General features: G+C 74.5%; 9 protein-coding genes. 7 read left to right on the top strand and 2 right to left on the bottom strand.

Annotated features, from left to right (window positions below; all coding sequences use genetic code 11):
* Positions 1-114: 114 nt before the first annotated feature.
* Positions 115-621, bottom strand: coding sequence for a hypothetical protein (locus KO717_RS00175; RefSeq protein WP_301363646.1), 507 nt, complete (start codon positions 619-621; stop codon positions 115-117).
* Between the two features lie 450 nt (positions 622-1071).
* Between KO717_RS00175 and KO717_RS00170 the strand changes: the two genes are divergently transcribed.
* The 4 genes from KO717_RS00170 (at position 1072) to KO717_RS00155 (ending at position 6353) form a co-directional block, all read left to right on the top strand.
* Positions 1072-2676, top strand: a complete 1605-nt coding sequence (locus tag KO717_RS00170) for a phospholipase D-like domain-containing protein (RefSeq protein WP_301363645.1) — start codon at positions 1072-1074, stop codon at positions 2674-2676.
* Positions 2677-2903: 227 nt separating this feature from the next.
* Positions 2904-4004, top strand: a complete 1101-nt coding sequence (locus KO717_RS00165; RefSeq protein WP_301363644.1) for an LLM class flavin-dependent oxidoreductase — start codon at positions 2904-2906, stop codon at positions 4002-4004.
* Positions 4001-4660: a CE1759 family FMN reductase gene (locus tag KO717_RS00160; RefSeq protein ID WP_301363643.1), complete on the top strand. Its 660-nt coding sequence runs from the start codon at positions 4001-4003 to the stop codon at positions 4658-4660. The genes KO717_RS00165 and KO717_RS00160 overlap by 4 nt, the downstream gene beginning before the upstream one ends.
* Before the next feature lie 565 nt (positions 4661-5225).
* Positions 5226-6353, top strand: a complete 1128-nt coding sequence (locus tag KO717_RS00155) for a PP2C family protein-serine/threonine phosphatase (protein ID WP_301363642.1) — start codon at positions 5226-5228, stop codon at positions 6351-6353.
* Between the two features lie 147 nt (positions 6354-6500).
* On the opposite strand, the gene KO717_RS00150 is transcribed toward KO717_RS00155, so the two are convergent.
* Positions 6501-7490 (bottom strand): phospholipase, encoded by a 990-nt coding sequence (locus KO717_RS00150; RefSeq protein WP_301363641.1) that lies wholly within the window; start codon positions 7488-7490, stop codon positions 6501-6503.
* A gap of 613 nt (positions 7491-8103) precedes the next feature.
* Between KO717_RS00150 and KO717_RS00145 the strand changes: the two genes are divergently transcribed.
* The 3 genes from KO717_RS00145 (at position 8104) to KO717_RS00135 (ending at position 11392) form a co-directional block, all read left to right on the top strand.
* The gene (locus KO717_RS00145) at positions 8104-8292 is read left to right on the top strand and encodes a thiazolylpeptide-type bacteriocin (RefSeq protein ID WP_301363640.1); all 189 of its coding nucleotides are present in this window, start codon (positions 8104-8106) and stop codon (positions 8290-8292) included.
* A gap of 24 nt (positions 8293-8316) precedes the next feature.
* Entirely contained in the window at positions 8317-8499 is a 183-nt protein-coding gene (locus KO717_RS00140) for a thiazolylpeptide-type bacteriocin (RefSeq protein ID WP_030774781.1), read from the top strand.
* A 133-nt stretch (positions 8500-8632) separates the two neighbouring features.
* Positions 8633-11392, top strand: coding sequence for a lantibiotic dehydratase (locus KO717_RS00135; RefSeq protein ID WP_301363639.1), 2760 nt, complete (start codon positions 8633-8635; stop codon positions 11390-11392).
* The last annotated feature ends 47 nt before the right edge of the window (positions 11393-11439 follow it).

Raw genomic sequence — 11439 nt, 5'->3', positions numbered from 1 at the left:
CGGCCACCGGCCCGGCCGGACGGCCGTACGGACCCCGCCCCCGCCCCCCGACCCCGACCCCGGCCCCGGCCCCGTCCGCACCCCCTGCGGCGGGGCCCGTACGCGGCTTCGCGCTCAGCCCGCGCCGTCGGCGCTCAAGGCGGGCAGGGGGGTGCGGCCGGCCACGGCCATGAGTTCGAGCGGGAGTTCCGTGTCGTGCTGCCCGACGGTGAGGCCGATCCAGCGGCCGCTGCCCGGGACGGTCCACACCTGCATGCTGCAGGCGCTCTGGGAGAGGCTCTCGACCGGCTCCGGGGCCCGCCTCCCGTCGAAGCCGGCCTCCAGGTACGACCCCAGGTCCACGGTGAGCGGATCACCCCAGCGCACCGTGAGGGCCGCGGCCAGAGCGCCGAGGACGGCGCTCATCTGCGCGTCGGCCCGGTTCAGGGCCCGGTGGTACGCGTCGTCCCAGAAGTCCTCGCTCGCGCGCAGCACACGGACGCGATGGTCCGGGCCCCCGTAACCGGTGGCGTCCTCGAAGCCCGCCGCCGGGAAGGGCTGCGCGATCATCGCGTCGATGACCGGCAGGTATAGCCCAAGGGCCTCTTCCGGGACGGCTTCCGGCTCAGCGGTGCTGCTCATGGGCCCAGGCTACGAGACCGCCCGGACAACCCCCGCAGCGAGCCGGAAGGGGACGGCCCCGCCACCGGGCGGAGCCGCCCGCGAGGACACTCCCAGCCACCCCCCGGATCCCGGTCCCGGCCGCCCCCCGGATCCCGGGCCCGGCCGCCCCCCGGATCCCGGGCCCGGCCGACACCCCCCCCGGATCCCGGTCCCGGTCGGCCCTCCCGGTCCCGCCCGGCAGAGGCTCCCGGCCCCCCCCGGATCCCGGTCCCGGTCGGCCCTCCCGGTCCCTCCCGGCAGAGGCTCCCGGTCCCGTGCGGCGGGCGGTCCGGCACGGGTGGCCGGAACTCGCCCGGGGCGGGTGAACAGGGGGCTACGTGCTGGTAACTTACGCGAGTTGATCAAGGTCGGGGTGTGGCCGGCCACGCTCCCGGCCGGAGCCACCCCCACCCCAGTCAAGGAACCACATTGGCACGCACCGTCGCCGCGGCGGCCCTCGTCCCCGCCACGGCCCTCGCACTCGGCCTCTCCCTCCTCGCCGCCGCCCCCGCGTCCGCCGCGGACGCACCCACACCGCACCTGGACTCGGTCGAGCAGACCCTGCGCCAGGTCTCGCCGGGCCTGGAGGGCTCGGTGTGGGAGCGCACCGCCGGCAACCGGCTCGGCTCCTCCGTCCCCGGGGGCGCCGACTGGCTGCTGCAGACCCCCGGCTGCTGGGGCGACGCCGCCTGCGCCGACCGGCCCGGATCGCGCCGCCTCCTGGACAAGATGCGCCAGGACATCGCCGGCGCCCGGGAAACGGTGGACATATCGACGCTGGCGCCCTTCCCCAACGGCGGCTACCAGGAGGCGATCGTCGCGGGCCTGAAGGAGGCCGCCGGCAAGGGCGGCCGGCTCAAGGTGCGCGTCCTGGTGGGCGCCGCGCCCATCTACCACTCCACGGTGATCCCCTCGTCCTACCGCGACGAGCTGCTCGCGAAGCTGGGCCCGGCCGCCGCGGGCAGCATCACCCTCAACGTGGCCTCGATGACCACCTCCAAGACCGCGTTCTCCTGGAACCACTCCAAGCTGGTCGTCGTGGACGGCACTTCGGTGATCACCGGCGGCATCAACAGCTGGAAGGACGACTACCTGGAGACCGCCCACCCGGTCGCCGACGTCGACCTCGCGCTGACCGGGCCCGCCGCCGGCTCCGCGGGCCGCTACCTGGACTCCCTGTGGGACTGGACCTGCCGCAACAAGAGCAACTGGGCCTCGGTCTGGTTCGCCGCCTCGCCCGGCGCGGACTGCATGCCCTCCCTGCCCCGCCCGGCCGCCCCGGCGGGCGGCGGGGACGTGCCCGCGCTCGCCGTCGGCGGCCTCGGCGTGGGCATCCGCCAGAGCGATCCCGCCTCCTCCTTCCGCCCCGTCCTGCCCACGGCCGGCGACACCAGGTGCGGCATCGGGGTGCACGACAACACCAACGCCGACCGGGACTACGACACCGTCAACCCGGAGGAGAGCGCCCTGCGCGCCCTGGTCTCCAGCGCGGCCTCGCACATCGAGATCTCCCAGCAGGACGTGCACGCCACCTGCCCGCCGCTGCCCCGCTACGACATACGCCTCTACGACGCCCTCGCCGCGAAACTCGCCTCCGGCGTGAAGGTCCGCATCGTCGTCAGCGACCCGGCCAACCGCGGCACGATCGGCAGCGGCGGCTACTCGCAGATCAAGTCCCTCTCTGAGGTGAGCGACGCCCTGCGCGGCCGCCTGACGGCCCTGACCGGCGACGGCGGCCGGGCGCGCACGGCCATGTGCGAGAACCTCCAGCTGGCCACGTTCCGCGCGTCCGACCGGCCCACCTGGGCGGACGGCAAGCCCTACGCCCAGCACCACAAGCTGGTCTCGGTCGACGGATCGGCCTTCTACATCGGCTCCAAGAACCTGTACCCGTCCTGGCTCCAGGACTTCGGGTACGTCGTCGAGAGCCCGGCCGCGGCCGGGCAGGTCAAGAGCGACCTGCTCGACCCGCAGTGGCGCTACTCCCAGGCCACCGCGACGTACGACTACGCCCGCGGCCTCTGCCAGGCCTGACACCCCCAGGCCCCAGGCCCCAGGCCCCAGGCCGCCCAGGCCCCAGGCCCCCGGCCGCCCGCGCCCGGGCGCCCCGGGTGTCCGCCTCCCCGCCCCCGCAGTGCCCGGCCCCCGCGGCCGGGTGCGGCGGGGGCGGTCCCGTACCCGCCGCCGGGAATACCGCGGCCGCACCCCCCGTTTCCGAGTATGGTTGAACAGTCAACAATCTTGGAAGGGGATGGGCAGCCATGCAGTTCGGGATCTTCACCGTCGGTGACGTCACGGCCGACCCGACGACCGGACGCGTGCCCGGCGAGCACGAGCGCATCAAGGCGATGCTCGCCATCGCGCAGAAGGCCGAGGAGGTCGGCCTCGACGTCTTCGCCACCGGCGAGCACCACAACCCGCCGTTCGTCCCCTCCTCGCCGACGACGATGCTCGGCTACATCGCCGCACGCACCGAGAACCTGATCCTGTCCACCTCGACGACGCTGATCACCACCAACGACCCGGTGAAGATCGCCGAGGACTTCGCGATGCTCCAGCACGTCGCGGACGGCCGCGTCGACGTCATGATGGGCCGCGGCAACACCGGACCGGTCTACCCCTGGTTCGGCAAGGACATCCGCGACGGCATCGACCTCGCCATCGAGAACTACGCCCTGCTGCGCCGCCTGTGGGACGAGGACACCGTCACCTGGAAGGGCAAGTTCCGCACCCCGCTGCAGTCCTTCACCTCCACCCCGCGCCCCCTGGACGGCGTCGCGCCCTTCGTATGGCACGGCTCCATCCGCTCCCCGGAGATCGCCGAGCAGGCCGCCTACTACGGCGACGGCTTCTTCCACAACAACATCTTCTGGCCCGCCTCCCACACCCGGCAGATGGTCAGCCTCTACCGGGAGCGCTACGCCCACTACGGGCACGGCACCCCCGAACAGGCCATCGTCGGACTCGGCGGCCAGGTCTTCATGCGCAAGAACTCCCAGGACGCGGTACGCGAGTTCCGCCCCTACTTCGACAACGCGCCCGTCTACGGCCACGGCCCGTCCCTGGAGGAGTTCACCTCCCAGACACCGCTGACCGTCGGCTCGCCCCAGCAGGTCATCGAACGCACCCTGTCCTTCCGCGACTACGCCGGCGACTACCAGCGCCAGCTGTTCCTGATGGACCACGCGGGCCTGCCCCTGAAGACCGTCCTGGAACAGCTCGACCTCCTCGGCGAAGAGGTCGTACCCGTCCTGCGCAAGGAGTTCGCGAACCTGCGCCCCACAGGCGTACCGGACGCGCCGACCCACCAGGCCCGCGTGGCCGCCGCCCGCCCGGCCCCGGAGCAGGAGACACAGGCATGAAACTCGCCGTCGTATCGGCAGGGCTGAGCTCGCCCTCCTCCACACGCCTGCTCGCCGACCGGCTCACGGCCGCGGCACTCGGCCACCTGGACGCCGAACCCCAGGTCATAGAAGTGCGGGAACTGGCGACGGAGATCGCCCAGCACCTCGTCACCGGATTCCCGCCCGCCCGGCTGGCCGCCGCACTCGACACGGTGGCGGCCGCGGACGGCCTGATCGCCGTGACACCGGTCTTCGCGGCCTCCTACAGCGGCCTGTTCAAGTCGTTCTTCGACCTCATCGACAAGGACGCCCTCACCGGCACACCGGTCCTCCTCGGCGCGACCGGCGGCACGGCCCGGCACAGCCTGGTCACCGAACACGCCCTGCGCCCGCTGTTCACCTACCTGCGCGCACAGGTCCAGCCCACCGCCGTGTACGCGGCCTCGCAGGACTGGGGCGAGCAGGGCCTGGCCCGGCGGATCACCCGCGCGGGCACGGAACTGGCACACGCCATGAACCCCGCCGCCCCGCACACCGCCCCCGCCCCGGACCCCGACACCGCCGCCGCGCTCGCACCCCGTTCGCCGACCGGGGCGATCACATCGACGGACCGGGCGAACGGCTTCCGCACGGTGCCGTTCGAACAACGCCTGGCCGCACTGCGGGCCGAGTAGCCCCACGGCGTCCGCCCGGCGGGGGACTCCGGGCCGGCCCGAGGGGAAACGGCCGACCAGGCGCCCCGGCAGGCCAAGTTCGGCCCACCCGGCCCACCCGGCCCACCGGCCCGCCCGGCCCACCCGGCCCACCGGCCCGCCCGGCCCACCCGGCCCACCGGCCCGCCCGGCCCACCGGCCCACCCGGCCCACCGGCCCGCCCGGCCCACCCGGCCCGCCCGGCCCACCGGGCCGCCCGGCCGCCCGGCCCACCGGCCTACCCGGGCCGCCCGGCCCGGCGGCCCGGCAGCTTCCTGGTCCCCGCCAGGTCTGCCGGGCACAGCGCCGGGTCCGCCCCGGGCCCGTGCCCCCGGCGACGGCGCGGGCGCGGGCACGGCGGGCGGCGGCGGACAGCCCCCGCACGCACCCCCGCCGGCCACCGGGCAACATGCCGCGTTCGGCGTAATCGCAGCTTCGGCCCGGCTTCCTCCTCACGCTGTGACAGTCGATCACGCTCAGGTCAGGAGGCCCGTGTGCACAGCTCCCGTGGGTGCGCGGCCCTCCGCACGGCGCCCGGGGGCGGGCGGTGAGACGCACCCGCCCGGACGTCTCCCTCACGGCCACCACCGACGACGGCTTCCGGCCGGCCACGCCGCCGGCCTGGACACGGTGGCTGCCCTTCGTCTACGTGGCCTTCGTCCTCCTCCTGGAAACCGCCCAGCAGGAGGAATGGGCGGTGAGCCTCTTCCTCGTCGCCCTGCCCGCCATCGCCGCCTACGCCTACGGCCCCGCCGTCGTGGCCGCGCTCACCGTCCTGGCGATCCTCCTGGAAGGCTCCCTCGCCGCGGTCTCCCACCACCTGGGCGAGACCCACCACGTCACCGCCGACATCGCCACCGCCGTCGTCGGCATCCTCGCCACCGCCCTCGCCGCGCACCGCCGCAGCCAAGAACGCCACCTCGTCCACGCCAACTCCGTCGCCGAGGCCCTGATGCGGGCCCTGCTGCGCCCGGTGCCGCACCAGGTCGGGAACGTGCTCGCGGCCGGCCTGTACCGGCCGAGCGAGGCGGGGACCATGGTGGGCGGCGACCTCTTCGACATCCGTGCCACCCGGACCGGGGAGCGCGCCATCATCGGCGACGTACGCGGCAAAGGGCTCCCGGCGGTCCGCACGGTCGCGGCGATCCTCGGCACCTTCCGTGAGGCCGCCTACGAGGCGCCGGACCTGCCGGCCATCGCCGCCCGGCTGGAACGCGGCCTGGTCCGCGAGGCCGAGGAGATCCGGGATCCCGAACTGTTCGCGACCGCCGTGCTCATCGAGTACGACAGCCTGGCGCACCGGGTGACGGTGACCAACCACGGGCACGTGGAGCCGGTACTGATCTCCCGCGGCGAGGTCCGCACGCTTCAGGGCCCGCCTGCGCTGCCGCTCGGGCTGGGCCGCCTGGCCGCGGCGGAGCGGCCGGTGCCGTGCAGCCACCGGTTCACCCGGGGCGACGTACTGCTGCTGGTCACGGACGGACTGGTGGAGGCCCGTGACACCGGCGGCGCCTTCTACCCGCTCGTGGAACGGCTCCGCCACCGCTTCGAAGGCCGCCCGGCACCCGGTCCCGCCGACGTCGTCGACTTCCTCAACACCGACCTCCCCCGCCACACCCCCCACCTCCACGACGACGTCGCGATGCTCGCGATCGCCCCGCACGGCCGCACCTGACACCCCGCCCCGGCCCCGCCGGCCCCTGCCCGCGGACACCGCGAAGGCCCCGGCATCGACCCGGGGCCTTCGCGCACTTCGCTGACCTACCGGTTCAACGACCCGGACCGCAGTACGTCACGCCCGCCCCCGTACCCGTCCCGCCCCCTACCGGAACAGGCGGTCACCGGGTGCGGCCATGCGATGGGTGCCGCCGTGCCGGTTCACCCAGTCACGGATGAGACCGACGGAGTTGGCGCACTGCCAGCTGTCGTCGTACTCGCGCACTCCGGTGAAGGCCCCGTAGCCCGCGATGATGCCGTCCACCCGCCCGTCGCCCAGCAGTTTGTCGACGTACCAGGGATCGTTGTAGGTGGTCGTCCAGGACAGTGTGGCCGCGAGCTGTCCGGCGTCACGGTCCGCGGCGCCCTTCTTCAGTTCCGCGCACGTGTAGTACGTGGCTTCCGTGCAGTTGCCGAACCCCTTGGTGATGTCGCTGTCGCCGTAGTCCATCACCCGGCGGCCGGCCGGGAATCCGGAACCGGACCGGTCGAACGCGCCCCGGACCCGGTCGCGGGTCCCGGTCGTCGTGATGCCCTCCAGGGCGCCGAGCCTGCCTTCCAGGCTCTTCCAGCCCCGGCCCCCGACGTCCGGGGTGCTGCCGCCGTGGTACTCGTAGAACCCGTAGAGCACCTGGATCCCGGCAGCCGTCAGCCGCTGCGCCTTGTCACGCAGCCCGGCGACGCTGCACCCGCGGTTCTCCCGCTCCCCGCAGTAGTTCGGGTCCTTGATGTCCAGCCAGACCAGCGACAGCCTGCGCCCCTGGCCCGCGTGGGAGAGGATGCGGTCGATCATGCTGTCGAAGCCGGGGCCCAGCCGGTTGTCACCGGCCGAGGAACAGTCGTGATAGGCCCGCCATTCGTTCGGGTTCCACCACGCGCAGACGTCTATCTCGATGCTGTTGGCACCATGCCTGAGCGCGGCGTCCACACCGTCCAGGGTGTCGACGCGGTGCGCGATGGCGTAGACCGGGTGACGCTGGTCGGCCGCCGCCGCCGGGGCCGTACCGAGCGCGGTGGCGGCGACGACCGCGCACAGGGCCGAGAGCAGCGCCAGGAGCATCCGCGGGCCGCTGCCATGTTCGAGGTAAGGGGTCAAGAAAACACTCCGTCATGTCGGTGTCCGAATCGGACGGCTCATCTCACCCGCCACATGCTGGCACGCGATAAATGTATGACGAATGGATCCGGTCGGGGGTTTTTCCAGAATGGCGGGAAACGGCCGCCGCCCCCTGTGCCGTGTGACGGGAAAACGCCCGCGGGAAAAGAGGGGGCGGGGATTCCGGTACCGCGCCGGTCGCCTCCGCGCGGCCGGATGTCCACCGGGGCGGTCCGGACCCGCGGGCCACCGCTTTCCGCCCCGCCGGAGGCCGCCTGCCGCACCGGTGCACGGCATCCGGCGCGGACGGCCCGCACCCCGCGCATTCCGCAAACCCGCCGGGAAATACGGATTCCACCATTCCATCAGACTTCGGCCGGCCCCGTGAAATAGCGGGGGAGCGGACCGAATGCCGGGGAGGCGGCCGGAATACCCCGCGGCCGGTTCCGGCCGACGGAGACATCACCGATCAGAACCGGACTTGGACGGACGGCGAACATAACCCTCAGGCACTTGCCGCCGTCCGGACGGCATCGCAATACTCTCCCGACGGTCCGGCCGACCGGCATCAGTGCACTTTCGGCTTTCCCCTTCCACATCCCGGGAGACAGCTATGTCCGACACCGCACACACCCCCGAGACCGAACTCCACGACCTGGAGCTCGACCTCGGCGACCTCACCGTCACCTCGATGCGGGACACCGCCGCGCTGCCCGAGGGCGGGGCGTCCTGGGGCTCCTGCTCCTGCCAGGGGTCGTCGTCCTGCGCCCAGCCGCAGAACGTCACCGCCCTCGAGGTCTGACCCCCCCTACACGAGAGGCAACCCATGAACGACGCCACACAGTCCGCCGGTTTCGACCTCGACGACCTCGACCTCGGTGAACTCACCGTGACCTCCATGCGGGACACGGTCGCGCTGCCCGAGGGAGGCGCGTCCAACGGCGGCAGCTCCTGTTCCTGCGGCTCGTCCTCCTGCGCCCACCCGCAGCTGCCCGAACTGCCCCTGTAACCGGGGAACACCACCGCACCACCGCACCACAGCGCCACCGCACCACCGTAGGACCGCTCGCCAGACGCTTCCCGCCGCGCCCACGCGCGCGGCGGGAAGCCGCGCGCCGCCCCCACCCACAGGACGGGAACCCATGCCGCAGCCGCAGCCGCACTCCGCCCCCGGCACCGACGGCTACCGGGTACGGTCCGCGCCCTACGCGCTGGTCCGCACCACCGTCCTCGCCCACCCCGCCCAGCCCCCCGCCGCGGCCGCCTTCCGGGACCTGCTGACCCGCCTCCACCGGCTCGACACCGAACTGGCCCTGACCGCCGCACCGCTCTGCGACGACCTGTACGCCGCCCGCGACGGCCACCCCCCGGACTTCCACCGCGGCACCGTCCTGCCCCTGCGCAGAGCCCTGCACAACCACCGTGAACCCCGCCCCGCCCTGCTCGCCCGCCTCGGCGACCTGCCCGAGCGCCTGCCCCGGCTCGCGGCCTGGCTCGCCCTGCGCGCCGACCGCGACACCCTCCTCACCGCCCTCGACGCGGCCTGCGGCCCCGCCCTCGACGCCGAACGCGCCCTGCTCGCCGCCCTGTGCCGCGAACCCGCCCTCGCCAAGGCCACCGCCCTGACCAGCGCCGACCTGCTGCGCGCCATGAACCGTGCCGCCACCGGCACGGCCGACCGCCGCGCCCGCAAGGAGGAACCCACCGTGCTGCGCTACGCCCTGCGGGCCAGCACCAAGACCAGCCCGCTGTCCTGGTTCACGGCGGTCGGATGGGGCCCACTGGACAGCGGCCTGGCCGGAGACCTGGACGGCGGCCTGGCCCGCCCGGTGACCTCCTGGGGCGCCGCACCCGTCCTCGACGGCCCCCTGCGGTCCGTCGTACGGGCCAACCGCACCCTGACCACCGCCCTGACCCTCGCCCTCCTCGACGCGCCGCACCGGCGCACCACCCTTCCCCACCGCATCACCAGCACCGCACGGACCGCCGGCCCGCGCACCGCCTACACCCGCGACCGGCCCTCCTTCGCCGGCGGCCGCTACCTCGTGCCCGGCGAGGACGAGGCCGAGGTGGCCTCCGGCGGACCGCTGCGCCTGCTCACCGGCCTCGCCGAGAACCCCGTACCCCTCCCGGACCTGACACGGCACCTGGCCGCGGCGCTCTGCCCGGCCGGCCAGGACGACGGGCCCGACGGGGCCAGCCAGGCCGACGGGGACGGCGGCGGTGGACGGGCCGCGGTCGCCGCCTTCCTCGACCAGCTCACCCGCGCGGACCTGCTGGTCCCGCAGCACCCCGTCGCCCCGCAGGACCCCGACCCCCTGCAACGCCTCGACGCCTGGGTACGCTCCTTCGCGCCCGGCCACCCCGAAGACGCCCGCCGCGCCGACCGGATCGCCGAACTCGGCTCGCTGACCGCCCGGTTCGCCGCCGCCCCGGCCGCCGACCGCCCCGGCCTGCTCACCACCCTCACCCAGCGCTGGACCGCCGAGCTGGCCGCCGCCGGCCGGCCCGTCCCCACCGGCTCCGCCCCGCTGACCGTCCTGTCCGAGGATGTGATCGCCCCCCGCCCGCTGGCACTCGACGGCTTCCTCGGCGCCGCCGACCACCAGGCCCTCGCCGAGGTCACCGCCCTCGCCGAACTCTTCGACCTCGGCCACCTCGTCCGCCGCGCCCTGCGCGACCGCTTCGTCGAGCGCTACGGCCCCGGCGGACGCTGCGCACACCCCTGGGAGTTCGGCGCCGACGTCACCGCCGCCTGGGAGTCCGCCGGACGGATCGCCCTCCTCGACCCCGCCGACCGCGACGCGTTCCCCAGCGCGACCGAACCGCTGGCCCGGCTGCGCGCGGAGATCGCCGCCGCCCTGCGCGAGCCCGACGGCCCCCCGGGCCGCCACGACCCCGCTCACGCCGACGAGGCGGTCCTGCCCGCGGACACCCTCAGGACCCTCGGGGAACGGCTCCCCGCCCCGGCCCTCGAACGCCCCCTCAGCTACACCTACTTCCTCCAGCGCGACCCCGCCGCCGGGCTGCTGGCCGTCAACCACGTCTACGGCGGATGGGGCCGCTTCACCAGCCGCTTCCTGGACTCCCTCGACCCGAGCGCCACCGCCGAGGTGTCCCGGCAGATCCGGCGCGGCCTGGGACCCGGAGCCCGCCCCGCCCAGATCCGCCCCGTCGGAGGCTTCAACGCCAACCTCCACCCCCTCCTCGTCCCCGACGAGATCGGTACCGACCGCACCCGCACCCCCATCGCCGAGGCCGACCTCGAACTCGTCCACGACGAAGCCACCGACCAGGTCCGCATCCACCTGCGGACCACCGGCGAACCGCTCGACGTGCTCTACCCCGGCTTCCTCGCCCCCGTGCTGCTGCCCGCCCGCATCGCCCCCCACCTCGCCGACCACCCGGCCGGCGCCGTCGACTTCCGGCCCCTCGCCCCCCGCCGGACCCTGGACGCACCCGGCGGCCGGGTCACCGTCAGCTCCCGGCTCCGCCACCGCCACGTGGTCCTCCAGCGCCGCCGCTGGCTGCTGCCGCCCGCCGTGGTGGCCGCCCTGCGCGCCGACCTCACCGCCGACACCCACCCCCACCGGGTCCCCACAGCCGCCACCGCCGACTGGCGCGCCCGCCTCGGCCTGCCCGAACAGGTCTTCCTCCACCCGGCCGCCGGCACCCCCACCGGCCGGGCCGCCGAGGACTTCCTCAGCCGCCTGACCCGCCCCAAACCGCACCTCGCGGACCTCGGCAACGCCCTCCACCTGCGCTGCCTGGCCAAATGGCTGTCCCGGCACACCGACGGCGTCGTCCTGGAGGAGGCACTGCCCGCCCCCGGCGGCCAGGCCGCACCCGTCCGGGCCGTCGAACTCGCCCTGGAGGTCTACCGGGACGGACGCCCGCGATGACCCGCCCGCCCCGCCCGACCGGCCCGCAGCACCACGACAGGAGCGCA

The organism is Streptomyces xanthophaeus, from assembly GCF_030440515.1.
Classification (GTDB): domain Bacteria; phylum Actinomycetota; class Actinomycetes; order Streptomycetales; family Streptomycetaceae; genus Streptomyces; species Streptomyces kutzneri.
The sequence above is the reverse complement of the archived record's forward strand: the minus strand, read 5'-3'. Positions and strand labels throughout refer to the sequence as shown.